At 35.0% G+C, this 26980-nt stretch carries 24 protein-coding genes; 23 read left to right on the top strand and 1 reads right to left on the bottom strand.

What is annotated here, in order from left to right; all coding sequences use genetic code 11:
• Nucleotides 1-239: 239 nt before the first annotated feature.
• The 11 genes from AC1DEF_RS17930 to AC1DEF_RS17880 all read left to right on the top strand — a co-directional run bounded on the left by AC1DEF_RS17930 (nucleotide 240) and on the right by AC1DEF_RS17880 (nucleotide 12875).
• On the top strand, nucleotides 240-1412 hold the full coding sequence (locus AC1DEF_RS17930; protein ID WP_477727503.1) for an acyltransferase family protein: 1173 nt from the start codon (nucleotides 240-242) through the stop codon (nucleotides 1410-1412).
• Between the two features lie 41 nt (nucleotides 1413-1453).
• Nucleotides 1454-2188: a YveK family protein gene (locus AC1DEF_RS17925; RefSeq protein ID WP_013055812.1), complete on the top strand. Its 735-nt coding sequence runs from the start codon at nucleotides 1454-1456 to the stop codon at nucleotides 2186-2188.
• Nucleotides 2178-2810: a CpsD/CapB family tyrosine-protein kinase gene (locus tag AC1DEF_RS17920; RefSeq protein ID WP_013055813.1), complete on the top strand. Its 633-nt coding sequence runs from the start codon at nucleotides 2178-2180 to the stop codon at nucleotides 2808-2810. The genes AC1DEF_RS17925 and AC1DEF_RS17920 overlap by 11 nt, the downstream gene beginning before the upstream one ends.
• Nucleotides 2811-2841: 31 nt before the next feature.
• A complete protein-coding gene (locus tag AC1DEF_RS17915; RefSeq protein ID WP_013055814.1) occupies nucleotides 2842-3480 on the top strand; it encodes a sugar transferase in 639 nt (212 codons plus the stop codon).
• Nucleotides 3481-3492: 12 nt separating this feature from the next.
• Nucleotides 3493-4443, top strand: coding sequence for an NAD-dependent epimerase/dehydratase family protein (locus AC1DEF_RS17910; RefSeq protein ID WP_064471392.1), 951 nt, complete (start codon nucleotides 3493-3495; stop codon nucleotides 4441-4443).
• Nucleotides 4444-4452: 9 nt separating this feature from the next.
• Nucleotides 4453-5898, top strand: a complete 1446-nt coding sequence (locus tag AC1DEF_RS17905; RefSeq protein WP_477727502.1) for an oligosaccharide flippase family protein — start codon at nucleotides 4453-4455, stop codon at nucleotides 5896-5898.
• Complete coding sequence (locus AC1DEF_RS17900; RefSeq protein ID WP_013055817.1) at nucleotides 5891-7093, top strand: O-antigen ligase family protein; 1203 nt, start codon at nucleotides 5891-5893, stop codon at nucleotides 7091-7093. Before AC1DEF_RS17905 ends, AC1DEF_RS17900 begins: the two co-directional genes overlap by 8 nt.
• Nucleotides 7090-7875 (top strand): glycosyltransferase family 2 protein, encoded by a 786-nt coding sequence (locus AC1DEF_RS17895; protein ID WP_013055818.1) that lies wholly within the window; start codon nucleotides 7090-7092, stop codon nucleotides 7873-7875. Before AC1DEF_RS17900 ends, AC1DEF_RS17895 begins: the two co-directional genes overlap by 4 nt.
• Nucleotides 7876-7888: 13 nt before the next feature.
• On the top strand, nucleotides 7889-8956 hold the full coding sequence (locus tag AC1DEF_RS17890; protein WP_477727501.1) for a glycosyltransferase family 4 protein: 1068 nt from the start codon (nucleotides 7889-7891) through the stop codon (nucleotides 8954-8956).
• A gap of 99 nt (nucleotides 8957-9055) precedes the next feature.
• Nucleotides 9056-10588 (top strand): pectate lyase family protein, encoded by a 1533-nt coding sequence (locus AC1DEF_RS17885; RefSeq protein WP_477727500.1) that lies wholly within the window; start codon nucleotides 9056-9058, stop codon nucleotides 10586-10588.
• A gap of 244 nt (nucleotides 10589-10832) precedes the next feature.
• Nucleotides 10833-12875, top strand: a complete 2043-nt coding sequence (locus tag AC1DEF_RS17880; RefSeq protein ID WP_477727499.1) for a SpoIID/LytB domain-containing protein — start codon at nucleotides 10833-10835, stop codon at nucleotides 12873-12875.
• Between the two features lie 53 nt (nucleotides 12876-12928).
• On the opposite strand, the gene AC1DEF_RS17875 is transcribed toward AC1DEF_RS17880, so the two are convergent.
• Nucleotides 12929-13387, bottom strand: coding sequence for a VanZ family protein (locus AC1DEF_RS17875; RefSeq protein ID WP_080967549.1), 459 nt, complete (start codon nucleotides 13385-13387; stop codon nucleotides 12929-12931).
• Between the two features lie 542 nt (nucleotides 13388-13929).
• Between AC1DEF_RS17875 and AC1DEF_RS17870 the strand changes: the two genes are divergently transcribed.
• The 12 genes from AC1DEF_RS17870 (at nucleotide 13930) to AC1DEF_RS17815 (ending at nucleotide 26930) form a co-directional block, all read left to right on the top strand.
• Complete coding sequence (locus AC1DEF_RS17870) at nucleotides 13930-14697, top strand: tyrosine-protein phosphatase (protein WP_477727498.1); 768 nt, start codon at nucleotides 13930-13932, stop codon at nucleotides 14695-14697.
• A gap of 312 nt (nucleotides 14698-15009) precedes the next feature.
• On the top strand, nucleotides 15010-15903 hold the full coding sequence (galU, locus tag AC1DEF_RS17865) for a UTP--glucose-1-phosphate uridylyltransferase GalU (RefSeq protein ID WP_477727497.1): 894 nt from the start codon (nucleotides 15010-15012) through the stop codon (nucleotides 15901-15903).
• A gap of 19 nt (nucleotides 15904-15922) precedes the next feature.
• Nucleotides 15923-16609, top strand: coding sequence for a sugar transferase (locus tag AC1DEF_RS17860; RefSeq protein ID WP_477727496.1), 687 nt, complete (start codon nucleotides 15923-15925; stop codon nucleotides 16607-16609).
• Between the two features lie 46 nt (nucleotides 16610-16655).
• Complete coding sequence (locus AC1DEF_RS17855) at nucleotides 16656-17978, top strand: UDP-glucose dehydrogenase family protein (protein ID WP_477727495.1); 1323 nt, start codon at nucleotides 16656-16658, stop codon at nucleotides 17976-17978.
• 38 nt (nucleotides 17979-18016) lie between these two features.
• A complete protein-coding gene (locus tag AC1DEF_RS17850) occupies nucleotides 18017-18781 on the top strand; it encodes a WecB/TagA/CpsF family glycosyltransferase (protein WP_477727494.1) in 765 nt (254 codons plus the stop codon).
• Nucleotides 18782-18878: 97 nt separating this feature from the next.
• Complete coding sequence (locus AC1DEF_RS17845) at nucleotides 18879-20003, top strand: glycosyltransferase family 4 protein (RefSeq protein WP_477727493.1); 1125 nt, start codon at nucleotides 18879-18881, stop codon at nucleotides 20001-20003.
• Nucleotides 19990-20502 (top strand): acyltransferase, encoded by a 513-nt coding sequence (locus AC1DEF_RS17840; protein ID WP_477727492.1) that lies wholly within the window; start codon nucleotides 19990-19992, stop codon nucleotides 20500-20502. Before AC1DEF_RS17845 ends, AC1DEF_RS17840 begins: the two co-directional genes overlap by 14 nt.
• 104 nt (nucleotides 20503-20606) lie before the next feature.
• On the top strand, nucleotides 20607-21785 hold the full coding sequence (locus AC1DEF_RS17835; protein WP_477727491.1) for a glycosyltransferase: 1179 nt from the start codon (nucleotides 20607-20609) through the stop codon (nucleotides 21783-21785).
• Nucleotides 21786-21887: 102 nt separating this feature from the next.
• Nucleotides 21888-23147: a hypothetical protein gene (locus tag AC1DEF_RS17830; protein ID WP_477727490.1), complete on the top strand. Its 1260-nt coding sequence runs from the start codon at nucleotides 21888-21890 to the stop codon at nucleotides 23145-23147.
• Nucleotides 23148-23276: 129 nt separating this feature from the next.
• The gene (locus AC1DEF_RS17825) at nucleotides 23277-23840 is read left to right on the top strand and encodes an acyltransferase (RefSeq protein WP_477727489.1); all 564 of its coding nucleotides are present in this window, start codon (nucleotides 23277-23279) and stop codon (nucleotides 23838-23840) included.
• A 56-nt stretch (nucleotides 23841-23896) separates the two neighbouring features.
• Complete coding sequence (locus tag AC1DEF_RS17820) at nucleotides 23897-25375, top strand: lipopolysaccharide biosynthesis protein (RefSeq protein ID WP_477727488.1); 1479 nt, start codon at nucleotides 23897-23899, stop codon at nucleotides 25373-25375.
• 115 nt (nucleotides 25376-25490) lie between these two features.
• Nucleotides 25491-26930 carry a glycosyl hydrolase gene (locus AC1DEF_RS17815; protein ID WP_477727487.1) on the top strand — a complete coding sequence of 480 codons (1440 nt, stop codon included), beginning with the start codon at nucleotides 25491-25493 and terminating at the stop codon, nucleotides 26928-26930.
• Nucleotides 26931-26980: the final 50 nt, after the last annotated feature.

Genomic DNA, 26980 nt, shown 5'->3' with positions numbered 1-26980 from the left:
ATAATATTTTGTTCTTTATAAAGAATAAATAGGTTAAAATACCTATTCTTGATGCGGGTATATCATGCTATACTTCACTTACAAATTGTTCTTTATTAAGAATATTTGTCGATTTATCATTTTTTTAATTCATTATAATGAACGTTTTGCCGAGTGTACAGAAAGAGAATGAACGAGCCGAATTACGTGATCTAAAAGAATAATCGCGTTGTGCTACTACATTTTAGACAGGGGATTGTATGAAACAGCGTTACGTAGAACTTGACTCTGTAAGGGGATTGGCCGCTTTATTTGTTGTTATTAATCATTACCTCATGATTTTCCCAAGTTTCAGTGAATACAGCTATCAAATTCATTCTTCTTTCCTGATGTACGTGTTAAAAGAAAGTCCGCTACGGTTATTTTTTAGCAGCGGCAACGAGTCGGTTGTTTTGTTTTTTGTTTTAAGCGGTTTTGTATTAGCTCTTCCGTTTTATGAAAGCAGTTCTTTTCGTTACGGAGAATATGTAATTAGGCGAGTGTGCCGGATCTATCTTCCATATTTGTTTTCCGTTTGTCTTGCGATTGGGTGTAAATTACTTTTCGCTCAAGGAGGGATCAATGAATTAAGTCTATGGTTTAACAATTCTTGGAACATGAGAGAATCGCCAAGATTACTAATTGAACATTTCTTTTTAATCGGGACATACAATACTGATGCCTACAACAATGTGATTTGGTCACTTGTTCATGAAATGAGAATTTCTCTTTTGTTTCCTTTAATTTTGTTGGTATTAGTCAAGCTATCTGGTCAAAAAGTAATGAGGCTTTTCTTTTTCATTTTTGTAGTGTCATCTCTGTTGTTGTTGGTAAATCAATCTTCATTAACACCTACGAGTTATTTACTTTCATTTCATTATTTGCTTCTTTTTATGGCTGGTGCCATAACAGCTAAGTACAGAGATACTTTAATTCATGTATACCGTGCAAGAAGCTGGATGCAAAAAATAGGGATTATCACTATTGGCTTTGCACTCTATCTTTCTGAAGGCGTACTAACAAACTATGATATTACAAATAACTTTTTATGCCGAAATGTATTAGCAATGGCAGGAAGCTGTATTCTAATCGTTCTCGCATTAGCATCACCAGCTGCTTCTAAAATGTTGAAAAAAAAGCTGTTTACTTTGTTGGGGGAAATTTCATATAGCTTATATTTAGTCCATTTAATTGTCTTATTTTCGTTTATTTATCTTCTGCATGGACAGTTGCCGTATGAAATAATTTTATGTCTTTGTTTCTTTGCATCATTTTGTTTGGCTATTGGAGTTAACCGTTTTGTTGAGAAACCTTCATGCAAATTTGGAAAGATGTTAGTTAAAAATAAGAATATAGCTTTAAAAAATAATAGACGTACAATTAGCCGCTATTAAGGCATTTTGAGCCATAAATGATTAGTTGGAGGGACATTATTATGCAAGATAAGCTTCAGCTTAAGGACTTCTTTTACATCTTAAAAAAAAGGTGGCTGACTGTTTTAGCCACTATGCTGTTAGCCAGCACAAGTATTGCTGCGGTAAGTTTCTATGTGTTAAAGCCAACATATCAAGCGTCAGCTCAAGTGCTGGTAAATCAAGCAACTTCTAAAAATGTAGATGAAATCGCAAATATTACACAGCTGAACACACAATTGATTTCTTCTTACATCGATTTTATTAAAAATCCTATTGTATTAAAAGGAGTAAAAGATGAATTGAGCTTAAAAAGCTCAATAAAAGATTTAAGTGATGAAATCACCGTTCAGCACAATGAAAACTCTCAGTTTATTAATATTACAGTCAGAGATCACGATTCTAAACAAGTAAGTGAAATTGCAAACAGAGTCGCTTTTCTATCAAAAAATCAAGCTGAGAAGCTAATGAAAGGAAGCAATATTCAAGTGCTGACAGATCCTTCTGATAGTGAACAAATCTTTCCGAAACCGCTTCCTGTAGCAGCTATAGCAATTGTCGTAAGCTTCATGCTTGGAGTAGCGATTGCTGTTCTTCGTGAATACGCAGATGACTCACTTCGAAATGAAGATGAAATTGAGAAGCTTATCGGTCTCCCTGTCATTGGGCATATCGAACTCCAACCTCGAAAAATGAAGAGAAACCAAAAGCAAGGCAGTGATCAGGCAAAGACTAGGAGGGAGAACCTTGAGTTTTAAACGAAGAAAGTACCCATTTTCACTGTATCAAGATGCTAAAACCATCAACCAAACAAATATGATTCGAAAAAATGTTGAGGTTCTGCTGAATAGTGAAGCCAAATGCCTGACAATCACATCAGCGGAAGTGAACGATAAAAAGCCGCTTATGACGGCAAAGCTAGGGATTTCATTTGCTGAACAAGAGAAAAACGTTCTTCTTATTGACGGAAACGTACATTGTCCTTCTCTTCATCAGCTCTTTGACCTTGGAAGTTCAGAAGGGTTAACGGATGTGTTAGTAAACGGGAAAGGCCGACATGTACCCATTAAACAAACATCATACAAAGGACTGGACGTGCTTCCGGCCGGATCTCACTTTCGAAACGCATCCACACTGTTTGTTTCCAAGTATTTTGATGAGCTCATAAAAGGATGGAAAGAAGAATACGATTTGATTCTTTTTGAAACACCTCAGTTTTTAGAAGAGACAGATTCTCATATTCTTGCAGCAAAATGTGATGCCACCATGCTTGTTGTGGAAGAACGCAAAACAAAAGCAGATGCCGTTGTCAAAACAAAAAATATGCTGGAAAAAGCGCGGATTCATGTACTAGGCGTTATTTGGAGTCCGTCTCACTAGCTCCTCAGTTTATATAGAAGGAAGTGAAACGATGAATCAAATTGTCTCGAAAACGATTAGTGATTCCGACGTGCTAAAAAAAGAATTTACACTTTTTTACTCACTGTGTAAACGCATGTTTGATATTGTGATTTCGTTTATAGCTCTTGTGGTTTTGCTGCCTGTTATTTTGTTGTTTGCGCTTATTGTGATGATTGAAACACCGGGTTCACCTTTCTTTCTTCAAGAGCGTCTGGGTCAAAGCGGCAGGCCATTTACCATCATGAAGCTGCGTTCGATGTACAGTGACGCGGAAAAAAACGGAGCGCAGTGGGCCGTTAAAAATGACAGCCGCGTTACCAGAGTAGGAAAGCTGATTCGCCAAACGCGAATTGATGAACTGCCTCAGCTGTGGAATGTATTAAAAGGCGATATGTCGATTGTCGGTCCAAGACCTGAAAGAGCAGTATTTATAGAAGAATTTCAAAAAACACTTCCTTCGTTTAGTCAGCGGCTTGCTGTTAAGCCTGGACTAACAGGCTGGGCGCAAATTAACGGAGGATATGAGTTAACGCCAGCAGAAAAGCTGGAGCTCGATCTTTACTACATTCAACATACGAATATACGGTTTGACGTGAAGATTATGATAAAAACGCTAAGAGTCATTGTAACAGGAGACGGATCAAGATAGGAGAGGGATAACATGAAAAGAGTATTAGTTACAGGCGGATGCGGTTTTATTGGGTCACATATGGCAGAGCTTCTTTATCAAAACGGATTTGAAGTAAAGGTAATCGACAATCTATCAACGGGAAAAATAGCAAACTTAGAAAATCGAGGCATTTCTTTTCACTACGGAGATATTGTGAGTGAAGAATTAGATAAAGTATTTGCCGAGTTTAAACCTCATTATGTTGTTCACCAAGCGGCTCAAGTGAGCGTGGCTCATTCCGTTACTAATTTTCATCATGACGCCAATGTTAATATTCAAGGAACGATCAACATTATTAATGCATGCAAAAAACACGGAGCTGAAAAAATCATTTTTGCTTCATCAGCTGCCGTGTACGGAAATACGAACGTTACTCCAATTACGCTTACTCATCCAACGAGTCCAGCTTCACCTTACGGACTGTCAAAGTTTACGTCTGAAGAATATTTGAAGCTTGCCAAACAGCTGTATGATATTGACTACGTTATTCTTCGCTACAGCAACGTGTACGGTCCACGGCAAAATTCGCAGGGGGAAGGCGGCGTAATTTCAATCTTTTTTGACCGGTTTGTTACGAATCAGCAGCCGATTATTTACGGAAGCGGCCGTCAAACAAGAGATTTTATTTACGTAGAAGACGTGAGCCAGGCGTGTTTACAAGCCATTCAGTATGAAGGATGCGGCACGTTTAATATTTCCAATAACAGCAGCATCAGCATCAACGAACTCTTTTTTACGATGAAAAGCATATCCGGCAGTCACTTAACACCTGCTTATCACAGCGTGCGTGAAGGTGATATTGCAGACAGCAGACTGTGCAATAAAGAAAGCATCAAAGTGCTGAAGTGGTCGCCTGCTTTTACGCTTGAAAAAGGCTTGGCCAAAACGTATGACTATTATCATGAAACGCTAGCTCAGCGATTTGCTAAAACGATGGAGTAAGAGGGATGTATGAAGAAAAATTCCATTTGGAAAAACATTGTTCACTTATTTATTAGTACCGTTGTATCACGTTTGTTAAATGCAGCTGCGCTTATCGTACTGGCACAGTATTTAAGCGCAGCTAGTTACGGGAGATTCAGCGTAGCGCTAGCTTTTGCTATGATATTAGGCTACTTTACTGACGTTGGCTTAAGCAATACGGTTCTTCGCGAAGGCTCTAAAAAGCAGGCGGACGTGGATCATCTTTTGTCATCGTATGTGAAAATGAGAATTCTGCTTTTGCTTGCGACGTTTGCAGGAGCGTATATAGTGATTTCCTTGTTTTATCACGAAGCTTCACTTGTAAAGATGATGTATTACTTGATTGTGCCGATGGTGACAGGACTTGCGATGCAAAGCATCGGGATTACGTATTTTCAGCTTACTGAACAAATGCATCACTTAGGAGCCATTCGGATCTATTCAGCTCTTTTGCTTGTTGTTTTACTCACAGCTGGGATGCTGATGCATGCAAGCGCGTTTTTTATTTCGTTTTTGTTTGGCTTTTCCTACTTTTTAGCAGGAGTGTACGGTCTGTGGATGGTTGGGAAAAGAGTATCGTTTAATTTTAAAAAGCGAATTCAACGGGGGCTGCTGAAGAATATCGGGTCCTTTATTGTAAGCGGACTGCTGATTATGCTGCTGCCGCAGCTTGGTCCAATCGTATTAGAAAATACAATTCCGCTTGCAGCCGTCGGCGTGTTTGCCGTTGCGTACCGCATTCCATCAGCGCTGTATCAAGTTCCAGGAATTGTAGCAGGTGCGTTTTATCCAGTATTATTTCGCCACTATAATCATCAGCAGACAGACAAACATTTACAGTTAAATATTTTGCAAGTGAAGCTTATGAGTTTAGTAGGAATGATAACGGCGCTACCTTTTTATCATTTATCCGATCTTGCCGTGTCTTTATTGTTTGGAGAGAAATGGGCTGCGGCCGGAGATGCGTTAAAGTGGCTGTCGCTGATGCTGATTTTCCAAGGCCTAAGTGTAGCATTAGCGGACGGTTTAACAACAAAAGGACTTCAAGGAAGAAGAACGGGCGTTCAGCTCATTGCTGTCGTATCGGGAATTGCTTTTTACTATATTTTAAGCTCTGCTTATTCTGTGATGGGAGCCGTGTATGCTGCGTTGCTGATTGAAGGAATCCTGTTTCTCGGCTGCTGGCTATGCAATCCTGAAAGAGTCATTATCATGCGTAAAACCTTTCCGATTTTTGTTTGCTTATTTGGAAGCACGCTTGCAATTACCACGCTGCTATTTTCACAGCACCCGTTTATTGCGCTGTGCGTAAACATACTGCTTGTGTTACTGCTGACGCTGCTAGATAAAGAGATTAGAAATCAAGCGCTAGGCTACCTGCAAAAAAACAAACCAGTAAACGTAGAGAACAGAAAGGAGGCACAAAATGGATAGTGTATATGTACAGAATCGAAAATCGACCGTTTTGTTTTGCCTTTTTGTTCTTGTCACGCTAAGCAAATATAACGTCAATATTGGTTTTGCATTAAAACCGTACATGATTTTTTTATTTGCACTTCTGCTGCTTAGCTTTGCTTCTTTTTACGTCTATAAGCTTCAAGCATATGAAGTGCTGCTGCTTTTATTTTATCTTTTTTACTGTATGACCGGAGCGTTTTCTCTGTATCCAGAAGCGAGTCTTCGTATTATGCTAGGAGTTTTGCTTATTCTCGTTTGCTACTTTTTAATGAAATATGTCATAGCAGAGTTTCATAGCGGCAGCATCAAACGTGCGTTAACCGGAGCTGGCATTCTTTTTAACGGCGTGAGTTTGCTGCTTTATATGGCGGGTCTTCAAGCTGTTCATTTTCAATTTGCCTCCGATGTAGAAATTATCAAATGGGGCGTGATGATTGACCGCAGCTATCCGCGTTTGATTGGCGTGCTGGATGATCCTAATATTTATGTATTTTATAATACGCTGTTTTTCACTTACTTTTTAACGAATAGCGGTAGTACTAAAAATAAAGTCGGACTTTTACTTAGCACATTAGCAAGCGTTTTAACGTTCTCGAGAGGCGGATTAATTGCTATGGTCGCTGTGTTGATTCTGTATTTGCTCATTACTCGTTCGCTTAACAGTCTCAAAACAGTTCTGTCGTTTGTATTTTTATTTGGTGCACTTGCTCTTATCGCCCATTTTATGACGAATTTTAACGTGTTTACAATTTTAACGGAACGGGCCGATGATTTTTTACATGACGGAGGAAGCGGAAGGTTTTCGCTGTGGAATCGGGCATTTGAGTTTTTTTCATCGCATCCGTTTGCCGGAATCGGCGCTTTTAACTTTTTAGAGTACAACTCGTTTTACTACGGTGAAGCGCTGTACGTTCATAACACGTTTTTAGAGATTTTATCAGAGACGGGTATGATTGGTTTTTGCTTATATTTCAGCTTTTTACTTCTTGTGTTGCTTCAGCTTTTGAAACAAAAAATTCATAAACAAGAACCTTACTTATTTTTAACGTTTGTTGGTTTTTTGCTTCAAATGATGTCACTTTCGTTAATTGTAAATGAGCTGTTCTTTTTATACTTAGCGCTGCTGTCAGGCTATTTACGAAATCATCAAAGTGAGGAGAGTGCGAGATGAATCTTTTAAACTTTCAACAAAATCAGCCCCTCGTTTCAATCGTTACACCTGCCTATAACTGCGCAGCCTTCATTTCATCCACCATCAAATCCGTGCAGCAGCAAACCTACCTCAACTGGGAGCTGCTGGTGATTGACGACTGTTCAACAGATGAAACGGCTGAAGTAGTAAAGAAATTCAGTAGAAAAGATCAACGTATTCAGCTGCTTCAGCTTACAAAAAATTCAGGAGCCGCAGCGGCACGTAATGAAGGTATAAATGCAGCAAACGGACGTTTTCTTGCCTTTTTAGACAGCGATGATGTATGGCACGCAGAAAAACTTACAAAACAAGTGGCATTTATGCTTGAAAAAAACTGCGCTTTTTCCTATACAGGCTACAGCATCATCAATGAAAAAGGTGAAAAAACAGGCGTTGAAGTGAACGTTCCTAAAAGCGTTGATTACAAGACGCTTGTGGGAAACACCATTATCGGCTGTTTGACGGTGATGCTTGATAAAAAACAAATTTCCGCAATTTCAATGCCAAGCATTCAGCCAGAAGACACGGCACTGTGGCTGTCGCTACTGAGAAAAGGCTATACTGCGTACGGTCTTCAAGAGTCACTTGCTTATTACCGTCTTGTATCTCACTCGGTTTCTAGAAACAAGCTTAAAGCAGCGACGAGGTATTGGAACCTTCTTCGTAAGCAAGAGCGGCTGCCTCTATGGAAAAGCACGACTTATTTTGTGCAGTACAGCGTGAATGCGTATGCCAAAAGTAAAAATCTCTCAAAATCGTAAAGGATGTGAAGTCTTGAAAAACGTACTTTTAATTACGGATAAATTGATTACAGGCGGAGCAGAAACGTATTTTTGTAAGCTCGAAAATCAATTGAATCATCCGGATATTACCGTATATACAGCAGCTGCAATGGGAGAACTGTACAACAAAATTCAATATAAAAAACGGTTCACGCCTTTAAGCAGGAAAAATCACCTTCACAATCTTTATGTGCTTTGGAAAAAAGTGCGAACTTGTAAAATTGATATCATTCATGCCAACAGCCTGCGTATGGTGATGTATGCAGTATGCGTGAATCGGCTGCTGCGAAAAAAAGTAAAAATACTTTATACAAAGCATAATGTAACGGTGCTTGAACAAAAAGCGAAGGGTCTTTTTTGTAAACTCGTAAACTCTTTTGTGCATCAAGTGATTACGGTCAGCCGCTTTGAACAAGAGCAGTTAATGCACCTTGGCGTGAATAGCAGTAAAGTGACAACGATTTATAACGGAGTGGATCTGAATCAATTTGTGTTTAAGGAAAAAGGTGCTTCACTCGACTGTCATATTGGCCTGTTAGCAAGAGCTTCAAAAGAAAAAAATCACGAGCTGTTTATCGAAATTGCCTCACTGCTGAAAGGTAACGAACACATGAAGTTTCATATCGGAGGAGGAGGACCCGAGCTGCAGCGAATTCAAGAGCTTATTCACCAGCAAGGCTTATCTGAAAAGATAAAGATATGGGGAGAAGTACAAGACCCTGAAGCATTTATTACGAAAATGGATATGCTTCTTTTAACTTCTCACCGTGAAGTATTCCCAATGGTTGTTTTAGAAGCAATGGCCGTCGGTACACCGATGATTTCAATTGATGTAGGAGGCGTGAAAGAAGCGATAGCAGATGGAGATACGGGCTATTTAATCCCGACTTATTCACCTCAAGCATTTGCCGAAAAAATAACGGAACTGTACGCCGAGCAAGAACAAAAGCAGCGTTTTGCCAAAGGTGCTAGAAAAAAAGTCGAACAGCACTTTACGTCGAGTCAAATGATTGCATCGACTGCTAATCAATATGTAAACGTGAACGCAAAAAGCTTCTAAACCGGAAGCTTTTTTTCTATGAAAACAGTGAACCACAGGTAGTCAAAACGCATAAATTAATAGAAGCAGTACATGCTTTACACCTGCTGAGAAAGCGAGATGAGTTTAATGGAAAACTGCAGTGAAGAAAGAATAGTAGACGCCGCTTGTTTTGGCGTGAAAAGAGACGGCGTGACGGATGATGCCCCTGCGATACAGCAAGCAATTGATTACGCAGCTAGCAACAATTTATCACGCGTACTACTAACAGGAAACTATACGTACGCCATCGCATCACCCATTGTGATTAAACCGTCTATTTCGTTTGAAATGGACAGCGGAACCAAACTTAAAGTAACGGGAAACTATCATGTATTTACGCTGCAAAAAGATGCGTCGATTTCAGGTGGAACAGTTGAAGTGACCGACCCATCATTTACCTCTTCGGTCATTTACCTTCACGGATCGCAGCAATTAGAAACAGGAAACAAAACGACGATAAGCAACATCAGCATGATCAATACGTCAGGCGCTTATAACGGAAAAGGCATTTATTTTTACTGCCAAAAGGCATGGGATTTTATTAGCTTTGTGAACGTATCATTTGTACACCTTCGCAACTTTGAAAGGGGTGTGCTGCTGCAAACCGAAAAAATCACCAACATCAATACGCCTGCATGGATTAACGCGAATAACTTTAGCTATTTATCAATTGACGGCTGTCAGTATGGAATTGACGTAGCTGGCATTAGCGACGTGCCGTATGAAACGTCAGGAAACAGCTTTAGTCATTTTCAAATGCAGTGCCGCAGCCAAACGAAACGAGCAATTAAATGTTCAGGCGCTTACAACACCTTTGAAGGTCATATTTGGGATACGTATTTGATGAATGGCGGCCAACCACCCGTAGAATTCACGAGTATCTCACATCGAAATCAGCTTGCCTCTAATCTTTTATCCACAGTTATTTTAAACAACGGACAGTATAATGATATTACTTCTCCTTTTGAACAAACCCGGAATATATTTGCTCCCGGCCTTCCAGGAAAACCAGATATAATCGGCAATCAAGACGATATTTTCGTACAAGCTGATAAAAAATATACCGTCAAACAAATCGCTGGAAAAGCTCCCTACGGAGGAAGCATCAGCAACTGCTTCAGCTTAGTTGATGAACAAAGCATGAATTACCTTGACGTGCCGGCTTCAGCTCCCGTTGTGATTGAAATGGACTTTACTGCAAATCCAATTAAAATGCTGAATATGGCCGGCGTTTCATTTGGATGGGGTGAGTCACCTAAAAATATTAAATTTGAATATCTAACAGCACTAGACGGGGCATGGACAACAGCCAAAGACGTAAAAAACAACTTAGGAAACACCGTAACGGCAGAAGTGCGAGCCAATACGCTGTATAAAATGAGGCTTACGCTAAGCGAATATACAAAAGACCACAAGCGTTTTCGAATTAACCGCATATTCGGTACGTCTTCTATGATGCCAGGTTCCTCTTGGGTTGCAACGTCTGGAAGCAAAATGTATGGAAACCTCGAGTTTCAGCAAGGAAACAGCCTGATCCTTAAATCTCCTGACGGACAGAGCTGGAAGCTAAGCGTCGATAACACTGGGAAAGTCTCCGGGACAAAAATCTAAGTAGAGAAATTACTTTTAAACCAGCTTCTTTTTATGAGAAGCTATTTTTTATGTCGATAAAAAGTCACGAGCGTACTATGGATAGAACAAGCCTCAAAACCGTAAGTTATCTGGTTTATTTGTTGCCTAGTCTCAAATAAAGAAATATTTTAATTAAACTTAGCTAAAAAGGTTGGAAATTGTCGAAAGTCTGCCGATATAACGAAGGAAAACAGAAAAATAGACAAGGAGACAAGTAGACAGAATGAGAAAGATTTTACCCGTTTTATTCATGCTAAGTTTACTGGTTACGTTTAGCTATAGTGCTGCAATTAAGCCTGTACAGGCAGCCGAAACAGAGCCGACGGTATCCGTAAAATTAAAAAATTATTTAGGCAATCAATCCAGTATTAAAATTAAGCCATCGCAGTCCTATACGATTGCAGACAGCAAAGTAACGCTTCAAGCTAATACAGAGTACGAAGTAAAAGTAGCGGGGAGCAAAGTCAAACTCCTGCATAACCAAGAAGTCCTTGGTGAATTCGATAGCTTCACTGCTAAACCATCTACATACGAAGCCTTCCTTTCTATTAATAACCGAAACTACTTAGGAAACGTACAGTTTACCAACGAAAGCAGCAAATATGTCAGACCCATCAATACAATTCCAATGGAAGATTATTTAAAAGGCGTTGTTCCAAAAGAAGTGTATACGTCTTGGCATGCTGACGCATTAAAATCTCAGGCTGTTGCTGCGAGAACATACGCATTAAGCTATGCAAGTAAAATCATTGATGATACAACAAGTTTTCAAGTATACGGAGGATATGAATGGTACAACAGTACCAACAGCGCAGTTGATGAAACGTTTGGAAAAGTATTAAAGTACAACGGTGCGTTAATTAACTCTGTGTTTTCTTCAAGCAACGGCGGAATCATTGAATCTGATTATAATGCGTGGGGAAAGGCTTCTCATCCTTACTTTCAAGTGAAAACTGATCCGTATGATCCTCAAACAAAATGGTCATTAACAGTTCAAAAACAGCAAATTGACCTATCTACAAAAGATTTGAAAAACCCAGACGCGTGGTGGAGTCAAACAAAAGAAGCGGATGAAAAAATCGCAGGCAAAATTAAAGCACAAATGCAAACAGCGACTCAATTTAAAGGAAAAGACATTAAAATTGTAGGCATTTCTAAAATTAGCCTTTATCAGCCAACGTCAGGTCAGCGTATGAGCAAAGGAGATATCAGCGTAACCTACCTAATGAAAGGCGAAGTAGATCAAGACAACAAGCTTGCGGTTGAGACATGGAGTCGAACCGGAGATAAAGCAGATAACATTCGATTTATGCTTGATGGCGTCCGTTTTAAAAGTTTGATGGTCACTAATCAAAAGGCAGATACTCAAACGATTACTATTGAAGGAAAAGGAAACGGGCATGGAGTCGGTTTAAGTCAATTCGGAGCAAATGCGATGGCTGCTCAAGGAAAATCATATACGGATATACTAAACTTTTACTATCCAGGCGTAAGCTTAGTCTCTCATTACGCGGACAAATATCCTAGAGTTACTATTCCAGATCCAGCTCAAGTAGATCCAATCAAGGCTGGCGATAGCAAACTATCAGGAACAGCAGAACCTAATTCGACCATTTACGTAAAAGTGTGGCCGGATACGGTTGCCACAGGAAAAACAGACGCTACAGGAAATTTTTCGTTTGACGTGCCAAAACAACAAGCGGGAACGATGCTTCACGTACTGGTGAAAGGCCAAGGCGGCTACAGTACGTACACAAAAATTTATGTACAGTCTGATGCAGCCCCTGAAGCAGCAAAAGTAAATGAGCTAAATGAAGGCGATACAAACCTAACGGGAACAGCGGAGCCAAATTCGACTATTTACGTAAAAGTATGGCCGGATACGATTGCCACAGGAAAAACAGATAATGCAGGAAACTTTTCGATTACAATTCCAGAGCAGCCGGCGGGCAGACAGCTTCACGTCTTAGTGAAAGGTCAAGGTGGATACAGCAAATATACAAAACTATTTGTGAAAACAGATCAGGCGCCGGCAGCAGCAAAAGTTAACGTTGTTTCAAGTCAAGATACCAAACTTACAGGAAGTGCAGAGCCAAACTCGACCATCTATGTAAAAGTGTGGCCAGATATCATTGCGACGGGAAAAACCGATAATACAGGAAACTTTTCTATCACCGTGCCAAAGCAAAAATCTGGGACACTTCTGCACGTGTTAGTGAAAGGTCAAGGGGGCTACAGCACGTATACGAAAGTGACGGTAAAATAAAAGAATACGAGATTTACAGCATAAAAAAAAGCATGCCAGCGGCATGCTTTTTCTTACTTTGGTACTCTTACATTCGTTCTTCTCGCCCGATATAACAAATATAAAGCAATGGCTGCACCTAGTGAATCAACAGCTACATCTATAATCCGTCCATCTCGGCCGATAATAAACGCCTGATGCACTTCATCTATAAATGCAAACGCAGCTACACACAGCCATGCTTTTATATAACGATAGCTCTGCTTTTTTAAATTCCAGTAAAAAAGTAAGCCTAGCATGCCGAAAAAAGAAAGGTGGGCAATTTTTCGTACAATGAACTCAACGTTAAAGCCGTAGCTGTAAGCAGTGAAAAATTCACTGCCAGGGTGCAGTACAGACCAAAGCGTAGCGTTATGATCCCAAGCGGATGGATTTGTCCAGCTGGAGGGATCCGTTACTTCTAAATGGGGAGTGTGGGAGAACTTTGAAATGGATAATAGCAAAAGAACTAATAACACACGTTTTAAAATCATAAAAAAACTCTTTTCTCTACAAAATTTTCACTTAATGATAAAAAAAGATGGTGAAAAATGCAAGGAATTAGTTAGAGTATATAACTTCAATAAGTCTTATTGACTATATTTTAATTAGATAAAATTTACTACTTTCTGGGATTTTTTTTCGATAAAAAAGCAATAAAGAAGGCAATGGTTGCGTTTTCAATATAACAAACAAAAATTCTTATTTTTATCAGAAATTTAAAAATAAATAATTCTCTAGGCTCAATAAATACAAGGGTTTCACTGATAAAATAGGTTTTGCAGAGTTAATTGGAATAAAATTCTTTTAAATGAAAATAGATCTAATTATTATAAAAAAATAGTATACAGTTATAACGTTTATCATGATAAGAAAAGACTATTTCAGATACAAAAAACGTCATAATAAGAAGAAATTGAGTCATTTGATAATTTTCGACAAAATAAGACGTTGAAGGGTTAATATGCCTATGGTAGTATTTCATAAGTATAAACTAGTTCATATAGCTTATTTGGAGGAGAAGGAGGGTATAAAAATGATTGATCTTCACTGTCATATTTTGCACGGTGTTGACGACGGTGCTAAAACCATAGAAGACAGCTTACAAATGGCAAAGCAAGCAGTAAGTGAAGGGATTCATACGATTGTTGCAACTCCTCACCACCAAAATGGCCAATACATAAATGAAAAAAATGAAATTATACAGCGAGTGGAACGATTAAATACTCATCTGCATCAAGAAAATATCCCTCTTACAATATTACCGGGTCAAGAGTCTCGTATATATGGAGAAATTATTGAAGACTATCAAGATGGTAAAATACTCACCTTAAATCAAACAGATAAATACCTGTTTTTAGAACTGCCGTCCAGCCAAGTGCCGAAATTCACAGAAAAATTAGTCTACAATATCCAGTCGGAAGGGATAACACCTATTATTGTTCATCCTGAGCGAAACAGCCGGCTTATAGAAAATCCAGATATTTTGTACAACCTGGTGAACAAAGGAGTTCTCACTCAAGTTACAGCATCCAGCTTAACAGGAAGATTCGGTAAAAAAATCCAGAAATTTTCTATGGATTTAATCAAAGCAAACTTAACTCATATGATTGCTTCTGACGCACACAATCTATCAGGAAGAAACTTCTACATGCAAGAAGCAAGCGAGTTGATTTCATCTGAATACGGAATTGACACATTATATATGTTTCATGAAAATGCAGAAGCTGTTATAAAAGGCTATGTTTGTTTTCAAGATACGCCTCAGCAAGTGAAGAAGAAAAAGTTTTTAGGAATTTTTTAAAAGACAGAATTCCTGACAACTTTCTTCTTTTTTTAGTGAGGATGGATTAATATTCAATAAAAGTTACAAATATTAAAAAATGGTGATATCTCCTAACCACTATCAAAGGAGATACTCGGCTGTACTGTGGGTGCTCAAACACCTTAGACACGATTGTTGTCAAGAGTATGGTGTGAGGACGGGTTAGATGCCCAAAATTTAATTGTGTAAATACTTATGAAAGAACTGTATATGTACAGCGTTTCCATAAGTATTTACATCTTGTACATACCTAAATCAGTAAAAAAAGAGAGAATGAGGGATGATGAATTGATGAAAAAAGTAAAAAAAGCAATTATTCCAGCAGCAGGACTTGGAACACGCTTCCTGCCAGCTACAAAAGCAATGCCAAAAGAAATGCTTCCAATTGTTGATAAACCGACGATTCAATACATTGTTGAAGAAGCAATTGCTTCAGGAATCGAAGACATTATTATTGTAACAGGTAAAGGCAAAAGAGCGATTGAAGATCATTTCGACTTTGCACCTGAGCTGGAGAATAATCTAGTTTCAAAAGAGAAGTTTGATATTTTAGAAAAAGTACAGCAATCATCGAACGTAGAAATTCATTACATTCGTCAAAAAGAACCAAAAGGGTTAGGGCATGCAGTATGGTGTGCACGTAAGTTTATTGGAGACGAACCTTTTGCTGTCTTACTTGGTGATGACATTGTACAAGCGGAAACGCCATGTCTTCGTCAGCTGATGAATGAATATGAACAAACATTATCTTCAGTAATCGGCGTTCAAACGGTACCTGATAACCAAACACATCGATATGGAATTATTGATCCGGTTTCAAACGACGGCCGTCGCCATCAAGTGAACACGTTTGTTGAAAAACCAGCAGCCGGCACGGCTCCTTCAAATCTAGCAATCATGGGACGTTACGTATTTACACCTGAAATCTTTAAGTTTTTAGAAGAACAAGAAGTAGGAGCCGGCGGTGAAATTCAATTAACGGATGCCATTCAAAAATTGAATGAAATTCAACGCGTATTTGCTTATGACTTCGAAGGAAGACGCCATGATGTGGGTGAAAAATTAGGCTTTATTGAGACTACCATAGAGTTTGCTTTACAACATAAGGATTTAAGGGAAGATTTGTTAAATATTATGAACGAAATAGTAAAAAAAGAATTAAATACGTTCGTTGAATTAAAATGAAGTATGAGGGGAGTAACGTATGACACAAATTGCCAAAAAAAAAGCAACCCTCAAGACGCATGCATCCCAGAATTTTGATGAACTTATCGGTAATGAAAGCTTAGTTTACTTAGTACCTAAGAGAACATTAGATATTATAGGTTCTTTAATAGGTATAATTTTATTATCTATTGTATTTATATTGGTAGCATTGGCTATAAAAATAGAGGATCCAAAAGGACCGGTATTTTTTTCTCAAGAGAGAATAGGGAAAAAAGGTAAAATTTTTAAAATGTACAAATTTAGGTCTATGGTTACTGATGCTGAAACGAAGTTAGCAGAACTTCTTCAGTTAAATGAGACCACAGGAGCTATGTTTAAAATGAAAAATGACCCCAGAGTTACAAGGATAGGAAGATTAATTCGTAAAACTAGTGTTGATGAATTACCGCAGTTATTTAATGTATTAAAGGGAGAGATGAGTCTAGTTGGACCACGTCCTCCTCTTCCGAGAGAAGTAGCAGAGTATACGAATTATGACAAAAAACGGTTAATTGTAACGCCTGGGTGTACAGGTATTTGGCAAGTAAGTGGAAGAAGCAATATAGGATTCAAAGAAATGGTTGAATTGGATTTGTACTATATCAAAAATCAATCCATTTTTATGGATGTTAAAATAATCTTTAAAACAATCGTACTTTTATTTGGGTCTAAAAATGCATTTTAAGGAGTATTTTTTGCATTAAATTATAAATTTTACAATGGAGGTATTTATGAAGATTTCAGTGATTGGAACAGGGTATGTAGGTTTAGTTACTGGTGTTTGCTTATCAGAAATTGGACATTTTGTTACTTGTATTGATATAGATCATAAGAAAGTAAACATGATGAAACAAGGGATTTCACCGATATATGAGCCAGGTCTAGAAGATTTAATGAAAAAAAATATTAAAGATGGCCGTCTTAAATTTTCAAGTAATCACAAAAGTAGTTTTATGAATAGTGACGTTATTTACATCGCAGTGGGGACTCCTCAAAAAGCAAATGGAGAAGCTGATCTAACTTATATAGAAGAGGCTGCTAAAAGCATAGCATATTATATTAATAGTGACACAGTAGTTATTACAAAAAGTACTGTGCCAGTTGGGACTAATGATTATATTAGAAATATAATTATTAAAAATTTATCTAATGATGTGAAAGTAAGTGTAGTTTCTAATCCAGAATTCTTGAGGGAAGGTTCAGCAGTAAAAGATACATTCAATGGTGATCGGATTGTCATTGGTGCCGATAATAAAGAAGCAGCTGACTTTGTAGAGGGAATCTATAAAAATCTTGATATACCAGTGTTTAAAACAGATATTAGAAGCGCAGAAATGATTAAGTATGCTTCAAATGCTTTTCTTGCTACAAAAATTAGCTTCATTAACGAAATTGCTAATATTTGTGAGAAAGTAGGAGCTGATATTGAAGATATCGCGATAGGGATGGGTCAAGATAAACGTATTGGAACAGATTTTTTGAAAGCAGGTATTGGTTATGGAGGGTCATGCTTTCCTAAAGATACAAATGCTTTAGTACAAATTGCAGGAAACAATGAACATAACTTTGAACTTTTAAAATCGGTTATTAAAGTAAATAATAATCAGCAAAAAACTTTGGTTGATAGATTAGTAAATCGTTTCGATGAACTTGAAGGTAAACGTATTGCTATACTAGGCATTGCTTTTAAACCTAATACAGATGATATTAGAGAGGCTGCCTCTATAGTGATAATCAATGAACTTGCCAAGCTAGGAGCAGACATAATTGCTTATGATCCTATTGCAATTGGAAATGCTAAAAAGATATTACCAAAAGAAATAAGCTATGCTTCTTGTGTAAATGATGCTTTATCTGATGCTGATGCTGCTTTAATCTTAACTGAATGGGAAGAAATCAAAGAGATCAATCTTTCAAAACTTTCAAATACTATGAAAGAGCCAATTTTATTTGATGGACGAAATTGCTTTTCTTTAGAAGAGGTTAGAGTAAGTAACGTTGAGTATCATTCTATTGGACGTCCATCCTTAGAAAGAAAACTAGCTGCCCTTTAAAAAAATTTTTCTAATAAAAATAAGTGAGGCTTTCAAGCATGGAAAGAGAAAAGATTGATATTTTCGGCGTGAATTTTGATAATTTAGATATGGATAATGCGGTACAAGCTATTAATAGTTTAATTACTAGAAATAAAAAGGAAAACTCTACGAGTTTCGTTGTAACTCCCAACGTAGACCATTTAGTTAATATCAATAAAAATAAAGACTTCAAAAAAGTATATGAAAAGGCTAGTCTAAAATTAGTAGACGGCATGCCTATAGTGATTTTGTCAAAACTATTTAAAAAGCCCTTTAAATCAAAAGTTTCTGGTGCGGATTTAACACCGAAACTATTTGAATTAGCACGCATTGAAAATCATAGACTCTTTATTTTTGGTTCACAACCAGGAGTTGCGGACAGAGTTGCAAAAATGTATAAAGAGAAATTTGGAGAAACCTTTTGCATCGATACTTATTCTCCTCCTTTTGGCTTTGAAAAGGATCCTATCGAGCTTAAACGTTGTATAGATAAAATAAATGATTTTGCACCGGATTTGTTACTGGTATCACTTGGATCACCTAAAGGAGAATTCTTTATTCATAACAATTCTCATTTATTAAAAGTTCCTGTGAGCATTCAAGTAGGTGCTGCTATTGATTTTATGGCAGGGACAGTTAAAAGAGCTCCATTATGGATGCAAAAGCTTTCTTTAGAGTGGTTTTATAGATTTATTAAAGAACCAAAAAGAATGTTTAAACGTTATTTTGTAAATGATATGTATTTTATGAAATTAATTGTTGAAGAGATAAGAAAAAAATGATTGAGCTTTTATAATAAAAGATAAGTTATTAAGTAGTTGTAAAAAGCTTTTTCAGGATGAACTCATTTACTAAAAATTATGAAAGTGGCGAAGTAAGGTGAATTCAGAAAAACAAAAAAATATTAAAGTGTTGATGGTAGGTTCGAGCCTGAAAGTTAAAGGCGGAATGACTACGGTAGTAGAATCTTTCTTGCAACACAAGTTTGAAGAAGGTATTACACTAAAATATATTCCAACCCATATAGAAACTAAAAATAATTTGTATAAAAAATTATTTTTTTTGAGAGGGTTAGTTCAGATAATAAATGAATTAACTTTTGGAAAAGTAGAAATAATTCATATGCATATGTCGGAAAGAGGAAGTTTTAGTAGGAAATACATTATCTTCAAATTATCTAAGTTATTTAATAAAAAGGTAATTACTCATACACATGGTGCGGAGTTCGAAGAATTCTACAATCAAAGTGATGAACAATTAAAGGGGAAAATAAATAAATTACTAAAAGAATCTGATACAGTAATTACACTAGGAGAAAGCTGGAATAATATAATTAAAAGAATAGAAAATGAATCAAATACTTTCATATTAAGAAACTCTGTTCCCATTCCAGTCAAACAAAACGAACTTAATGATAAAACAATAAAAATATTATTTTTAGCTGTTTTGATAAAAAGAAAAGGTATTTTAGATCTAATAGAAGCCTCAAAAAAAATAATCAAAGAACTTGAAGCTAAAAATAAACAAGTGGAATTTATTATTGCGGGTGACGGTGAACTTGAAAGTTCCTCAAAGGCATTAGTAGGAAAATTAGGAGTAAGTAAACACTTTAGATTTGTAGGATGGGTTAACAATGAACAAAAGCAGGAACTTTTAAAGGAATCAGATGTATTTGTATTACCATCTTATAACGAGGGCTTACCTCTATCTATATTAGAAGCTATTAGTTATGGAATGCCTGTGATTTCCACAAATGTAGGTAGTATCAATGAAGCCGTTAAAAATGAAGAAAATGGATATCTTATAAATCCTGGTGACAAAGAAAAGTTAGCAGATTCTACAATTAAACTTGTAACTGATTCTAATTTTAAACATATGGGTCAAGCTTCTAGAAAAGTCGCGGTAGATCTGTTTGATATTAATAGTTATTTTAAAACGGTAGAAAATCTCTATTTATCCCTAGATCAAAGAAAGACGTTAGGTAGCTCACATGGGACTAAGTAATTTATTAATGAAATTAAAATTAATAAGATTAAAAAAAAGAGGCTTGAAAATCGGGGAAAATTGTAAAATATATGATGCACATATTGATTATGGCCACTGCTTCTTAATAGAAATAGGTAATGAAGTTACTATTACCAATAGTTCTATTCTTGCTCACGATGCTTCAACAAAACAAAGTTTGGGAAAAACAAAAGTTGGAAGAGTAGTGATAGGGGATAGAGTATTTATAGGATGGGGAAGTACAGTTTTACCAAATGTTAAAATCGGAAAAGATGTTATAGTAGCTGCTGGAAGTATTGTGAATAAAGACATACCTGATGGAGTGATAGTAGCTGGAGTTCCAGCTGAAATAATTGGTAAAACTAGCGATTATATTGAGAAGAATAGATTATTAATGAATGAAGTACCTGTTTTTTCAAAACCTTGGGATAAGAAGACAGAAAATGAAATGACAGAAATGTACGAAAAGTTAGAGAATAATATAGGTTTTGACGAGTAGAAACTATAATATAGATAAAGTTAAATTGATGTAATTTTCTTTCTTTTTAATTATATCAATCTAGTTAAAATAATTAGAACCTTAAATTAGTTGGCGGTGAGATTTTGAAAGAGAATATTGCATTTGTTATACCTGCTTTAACAGGTGGGGGCGCTGAAAGAGTCGTAGCAAATTTAACTAAAGGTATCTCAGACGACTATAAAAAGTATATAGTTATATATCATGATACAGAAAATATGTATGAACACAATGGAAATATAATTAATTTAAATATTGGTTCATCTAGTAATCTAATAGGTAAATTTTTTAATACAATACGTAGAATCATTGCTCTAAAAAAATTTAAAAATAAATACAAAATAGATAAATGTATAAGTTTCTTGGATAATCCTAATACAATTAATGTTTTATCAAGAAGTAATGAAAAGTTATTTGTTTCTATTCGAAACCATCAATCTAAAGAATTTAATGGAATCACAAAAAAATTGCACGCATTAATGGTTAAAAAGATTTATGCAAAAGCTAATAAGGTAGTTGCAATTTCTCAAGGGGTAAAATTAGATTTAATAAACAACTTTCATATAGACCCTAAGAAAATTGAAATTATATATAATCCTGTAGATATAGAAAGAATTTCTAATCTTAAAGAAAAATCAGTGGAAGAAAGATACCAAAATATTTATAAAAACCCTACCGTTATTACAGTAGGTAGGCTTACATATCAAAAAGGACAGTGGCACTTAATCAGATCATTTAAAAAGGTTGTCGAAAAAATTCCTAATGCTCAGCTAGTTATATTAGGAACAGGAAGTTTAGAAAAAGAACTAAAAACTTTAATAAATGATTTGGGTTTGTCTAGGAACATTCATTTAATAGGCTTTCAGGAAAATCCTTTCAAATTTATTTATAATGCAGACTTATTTGTATTACCTTCCTTATTCGAAGGTCTAGGAAATGTTATTTTAGAAGCAATGGCTTGTGGAACACCTATTATTTCGACAGATTGTAAGTCCGGACCAAGAGAGCTATTAGCCCCATCAACGATTTTAAGCACTGAAATAAATAAATTTAAAATTGAAGAATATGGAATTTTAACCCCTGTATTTAAGGGGGGGACCCTAGGTGCAAAAGATCAAGTAGTACCTGAAGAAAATGAGCTAAGTAAAGCCATGGTATTATTACTAGAAGATGATAAACTAAGAGGTGAGTTTAAGAATAAATCACTTAAAAGAGTAAATGATTTTAGTTTTGAAAATATTTCCCAAAAGTGGTTGGATTTATAAACACATTGATAATTTGTGTCTGATCTAGACGAAAGATAAACTCAATTTTAAAAATAGTAATCTTACCGGTGTAAGATTAAATTATACTGTGAGGATTAACAAATGAAGCAAAAAACTTTAGCCTCTGATACTATTATAGAAGATAAGTATTTAAGACTGCAAAATGGTTTTATATATATATTAATTATTTATACTTTTTTGTACTCCAATGTTGTAAGATCAATGCTTACGAATCTGGTTCATGTTAATTTATTGTATTCCTTCTTGCCCACGCTTTTAATAGTCGGATATTATTTGTATTTCTTTAAAAAAGCAAGTAAATTCGTTATCTATATTTTTATATTTATATTTTTACTTAATATGACCAGTGTATTTTATTATCATATTGAAGTATCAAGGTTTTATAGGTTTTTGTATTCAATTTTGATACCGCTTCTTCTAGTGGGGATACATCTAGAAAAGCCAAAGTATACTATAAAAAAGTTTTTATTTTTATATAATATAGTAATAATAATTAATGTGATTTACGGAGTTATGGATTTTGTTTCTGGTAAAAAATTACAAATGATACTAGCTAACTTATTATATAATACTAACTATTACACTAGTATTAATTGGGATATTCAAAGTCAAGTCTATCGGCTTTTTTCTATTCTAGGGCATCCTCTTACTAATATGTTTTTATTAGTTATTTTTATAGGCGTAAACCTTGCTTATAATTATTATTACAAGGAGAAAGCTAGTGTACCTATGTATATTATCTATGGTACCACGATTTTAGGAACACTGGTTTGCAATAGTAAATTTGGTATAATTATTGTCTGTGCTACTCTGGTTTCTATTATAATGGTAGGAAGTAATAAAGGTAGAAATTTATCTCTCTTACTCATAACTTCAATCAGTATACTAAGTATTGGACCAATTAAACAAAATGTCGTCCAACGATTTCTAATGGCTTCTGAAAGTGGAGATCTTAGTAATGGTAGATTATCGGCTTTAGATTATTTATCAGATAGTAAAGTACCACTGCCTCATCTTTTTACTGGAGGGGGAATGGGAGCATCTGATTCTTTGTTACAGTCGGTAAGCGATTTGAATAATATTGAAATGCCTTTTGTAATGTACATGTACGACTATGGAATCTTAGTCACCATATTAATTTATATAATATTCTACCTTTTTCCAATTTTTATCTTTATAAAAAACAAACACTTTTATCTTTGTTATATCTATACGTTAATTTTTGTTTTTGCAAACTCTTATAATGGAATGGCTGTAAGTATCGGTATTACTCAAATTTTAACTTTTGTAGCGATGCTATTAATTAATATGTCTATTAAATTAAAGAAACAAATAGATTAAATCTTCAGTTTATATGTATCTAATCTTTAATTGATTAATTCTAGTTCAGTTTCTTACTATACAAAAATCATAAGTATCAAAAAGCTAATTAAATTAAAATTTAATTAGCTTTTTTTGGAGGGAGAATATATGAGAGATAAGCTTAAGCTTTTTTATTATAAGCTGTATAAATATTTTGGGAATAAACATACTTATTGTAATGATATTGCAATCAGAGAGGCAAAGCTAAGAGGAGTAAAAGTCGGTACAGATTGTAGATTTTTTTGTACTAACTTTTCTTCTGAGGAATATTTAATTGAAATTGGAGATCATGTAACAATTACTAATGGAGTACAATTCATCACCCATGACGGTGGAGCTTGGGTTTTGAGGGGATTGGATGAAAAATATAAATATACCAATATTATTGGAAAAATTAAGGTAGGAAATAACGTATTTATAGGAATGAATGTAATCATATTACCAGGAATAACGATAGGAGATAATTGTATTGTTGCCGCAGGAAGCATAGTAACAAAAAGTATTCCTTCTAATTCTATAGTAGGTGGAAATCCAGCAAAGTTAATTTGTAAATTAGATGATTATATTACAAAAAATAAACATACCCTCATAGATACAAAACAATATACTGAGAGTGAAAAAAAAGAGTTTATATTAAATAACTTAGATGAGCTAGTTCTTAAAGCGAAATAACTTTCTAAAGGTATTTACTCAAGATTTAAACAAGTGAAAAAGGACTGGATTCTATTATGAGAAAAAGTAGTTCAATCTTTTATTTAGTAAGCAGCATAGTATCAGGAATTTCAGGTTTTATACTTATTAGTATGCTTACTAAGAACTTCCTACCTGAAGAGTACGGATATTATTCTCTTATAATTACTACAGTAAGTCTAGCGACGACCGTATTAATTGGGTGGATATCTCAATCTTTAATTAGATTTTATGAAGAATTTGCAAATAAACAAAAGGGAAATTATGTGATTAACACAATAATTTTCACAACATTAATTGTAAACATAATAATGCTATTGATTATTATGTTGGTAGTATTTTTTACAAAGGAAACCAGTATTGGAGATTATATCGGGAATTTTCTGATAATATCATTCTTATTTTTTGTTTCTGAAAGTTTTTATCTTATATTGGGAACTATTCTTAGAGCTAAAAATAATTCTAAATTATACTCAATAAGTGTTATTCTCTATACTATTTTTAAGCTCATTATAACTATAGTTTATATTATGCAACATGGAAAAAATATTAGCAGTATTATTTATTACTATAGTATGTCAGGAGTAATTGTAAGTATTCTAATATTTTTAACACAAATAAAAGATATTAGAATAAATATCAAATATTTTTCAGCTACTATACTTGTTGATTTTTTTAAATATGGTGTGCCCTTAATTGGCCTCTCTGCGATGCAATGGATAATGGCGTCCTCAGATCGTTATATTATTGGTGTATTTCGGAATTCTAAGGAAGTAGGTATATATTCTTTATCGTACTCCTTAGCAAACAATATTTTTAGTATATTAACAACGTTTCTCTTATTGAGTGCTTATCCTAAGATAATATCATCGATGAATAAACATGGTAAAGTAGGAGCTGCAAAGTCTATAAGTGATCAACAAAGATATTATTTTCTTATAATAATACCTCTATTTGCAGGTATTACGGCGTTGTCTAAAGATTTAATTTTATATATTAGTTCTCCTGAATACTTAGAAGGTCAAATGACTTTAATAATTTCTGCACTAGGAATGGTTATATATGGTATAACTTTTTATTATAATAAAACATGGGAACTATCTAAAGATACAAAAAAAATATTTTTACATGCTCTGTATTCTGGAGTAATTAATATATTATTAAATATAATATTGGTTCCAAAATATGGATATGAAGCAGCGGCATATACTACATTATTTGCTTATATTATGTATTTATTTATTACTGTGTATCGCTCAAACAAAGAGATGAAAATACCTTTAAAAATCAGGTCTATTTTTAAAATTATTTTATGTTCTCTTGTTATGTATATATCTGTATACGCGTATTGTGAAAATGTAAATGTTAACATTTTTCATTTAATCATATCTGCAATAATAGGAAGCGTAATTTATGCAGCTTTATTAGCGATTCTGGGTGAAATTTCAAATGAAATCAAAATCATAAAATCTTCTATAAATAAATTAATATACAAATCGAATAGATATTCTAAATAACATTGTGTTTTTAAATAGTAAATCAGGTTATTGTTTCTGTATTTCACCATATTAGTGTTTGCAAACTTTTTATTATTAGAGAACTTTTTTTAGGGTTAATAGAGGAGGATAACATTTGAAGTTTAAGTTAAATGTAATTATATTCTCTCTGACTTTAGCTTTAATCGTGGGGCTTGCAATTAATAGTTTAAGAAGTACTGAATATAATAAAGTTTTTGAAGCAGAGAAAGCTAAAATATCTGGGGTTAAGGTTGATAATAAAATTAAGAACTATTCTGGCGAAGGCTATGTTACTAAATTTAATAAATCAGATGATAATATTGTATTTGACGTAAATGTACCCCGGGAAGGCATATATAATATCAGTATTAGATATTATATCCCCAAAACCTCAGGAGAGAAATATACATTAATTAATGTAAATGGAAATTATTTAAGGAAATTCGCTTTACCCGCACTAAGTACTTTTCAGGAAATTTCAGTGGGGAATTTCTCTCTTAAAAAGGGGGGAAATAATATTATGCTTATTTCGGAATGGGGTTTTTACAATATAGATTATATTAGAGTTCAGGACTTCCCAGTGAAAGGTAAATCAACTATAAGTAATGAACTTGTAAATAAAAAGGCTAGCAATGAAACAAAAAAACTTATGCAGTTTTTAGTTAACATTCAAAAGAGTCATATTCTTTCTGGGCAGCAAGGTTTAAAGGAAGTCGAATGGATGGATGAGCAATTAGGAAAAAAGCCAGCTGTTGTAGGTTTTGACTTTAGGGATTATTCTCTTTCTCGGGTAAGACGAGGAGTAAAGTCAAATGAGACAGAAGAAGCAATAAGATGGCATCAAGAAGGAGGCATAGTAAGCTTTACCTGGCATTGGAATGCTCCTAAAGATTTAATAGATAAGCCAGGAAAGGAATGGAGCGAGGGCTTTCGAACAAAAGCAACCACCTTTGACATTCAATATGCTTTATCACATCCAACCTCGGAAGATTATAAGTTATTATTAAAGGATATAGATGCAATTGCTTTGCAACTAACAAAATTACAACAAGCAAATGTTCCTGTACTATTCCGTCCATTACATGAAGCAGAAGGTGGATGGTTTTGGTGGGGAGCAAAAGGTCCAGAACCAGCTAAAGAGCTTTACCGCCTTATATACGATAGAATTACTAACTATCATAAAATAAATAATGTAATTTGGGTTTGGAATTCCAGTTCTAAAGAATGGTATCCAGGAAACAAATACGTAGATATCGTTAGTTACGATTCGTATCCAGATGCGGGTGATTATAGACCTCAAATTGAAAAATATGCTGAATTAATGTCACTAGTACATGATAAAAAGCTAGTAGCATTATCTGAAAATGGACCTATTCCTGATCCGGATTTGTTAAAAGAATATCAGGTTAATTGGAGTTGGTTTTTAACTTGGCAGGATAAGTTTTTAAAAGATGGCAAGACTAACAGCTTGGAACATTTATCTGACGTTTATAATAATGATTACGTAATAACATTAGATAAGCTTCAAAAATACAAAGTGTATAATTCAAAGTAAGTGAAGTAACGATTAAGGGCTGAGGAGTTAAGTTTAAATAACGAAGGTAT

Source organism: Priestia sp. 10L35 (assembly GCF_056395685.1).
This window is presented reverse-complemented; position numbering and strand designations above follow the sequence as displayed.